Source organism: Paenibacillus sp. J31R109 (genome assembly GCF_059692055.1).
Genome location: NZ_JCAUAR010000051.1, coordinates 1 through 1,281 on the forward strand (window position 1 = coordinate 1; position 1,281 = coordinate 1,281).

A 1,281-nucleotide genomic window follows, 5' to 3' on the forward strand; every position below is an offset into this window, starting at 1 on the left:
TGCATCTAGAATAAAAAGTGGACGTCTCTTAGTGTAGAAGTAATAATAATCTTAACTATGAACTAAGAGGTGTTTGTCCATGAGCGATTCAAGACAACGATATAATGAAACTTTTAAACGTGAAGCTGTAAAGTATGTGCAAGAGCAAACGAAATCTCTCGAGCATATCGCCGATGAGTTGAATATTAATCCTGGTACCCTACGAAACTGGTTGGGGAAATATCGGGAGTTCGATCATGAACCTGTGAACAAAATGGAAAACCTTCGTGAACAGTCTCAGCTTATTGACGATCAGAAACGGGAAATTGAGGATTTGAAAGAAGAGATCGCAATTCTAAAAAAGGCCATGCACATCTTCAGCAAAGAAAAGAACTGAGGTTTAAGTTTATTGAAGATCACCGCTCCGAGTTTCGATTGGAGAAGATGTGCAAAGTGTTAAAGGTCTCCAAGAGCGGATATTACAAATGGCGAGTAACTGAGGTCTCTGAGCAGTGCAAACGCAAAAAAGAAATAACAGATCGTATTAAATATTACTTTCAATTCAAGCATGAAATCTATGGCAGCCCACGCATACACAAAGAACTTTTGAAGGAAGGCCTGTGTGTCTCGGAACGGACGGTCGGCCTTATTATGCGCGAACAAGGGCTGCGTTCTTGTATGGCACGGAAATTTAGAGTTCAAACAACGGATTCAAAACACGATCAGCCGATTGCTCCCAATCTCCTTCAGCAAGATTTTACAGCAACAAAGCCAAATGAAAAATGGGTGGCCGATATTACTTACATTCCATGTCGCCAAGGAAAGCTCTACCTTGCAAGCATTCTGGACCTCTACACGAAGCAAATTGTTGGATGGAAACTAAGCGACCGAATGACAACAGACCTCGTCTTAGATGCACTTAAACAGGCTCATAGCGTCAAAAAGCCTGGTAAAGACCTGATTCACCATTCCGACCGAGGCTCTCAATATGCCTCTAAGGAGTACCGCAGTCAACTAGAAAGCTACGAGATAACGCCGAGTATGAGTCGTAAAGGTAACTGTTATGACAATGCTTGTATTGAGGCATTTCATAGCATTTTGAAGCGCGAGTTCATCTACAGTAACCCTAAATTTAAGACTAAACAGGAAGCCCAGCAAAAGCTGTACAGGTATCTTGAGTTCTTTTACAACAGAACAAGGTCGAATAGCACAATTGGTTACATATCTCCCGCTCAATTTGAGCAGCTATACTACCAGCAGGTGGCTTAACTTAGTGACGTCCACTTTCTTGACAGAAGAGCA

General features: G+C 41.8%; 2 protein-coding genes. Both read left to right on the top strand.

What is annotated here, in order from left to right; genetic code table 11:
* Positions 1-79: 79 nt before the first annotated feature.
* A complete protein-coding gene (locus tag AC58QT_RS36000) occupies positions 80-376 on the top strand; it encodes a transposase (RefSeq protein ID WP_310225880.1) in 297 nt (98 codons plus the stop codon).
* An 11-nt stretch (positions 377-387) separates the two neighbouring features.
* A complete protein-coding gene (locus AC58QT_RS36005) occupies positions 388-1,248 on the top strand; it encodes an IS3 family transposase (protein WP_497413128.1) in 861 nt (286 codons plus the stop codon).
* Positions 1,249-1,281: the final 33 nt, after the last annotated feature.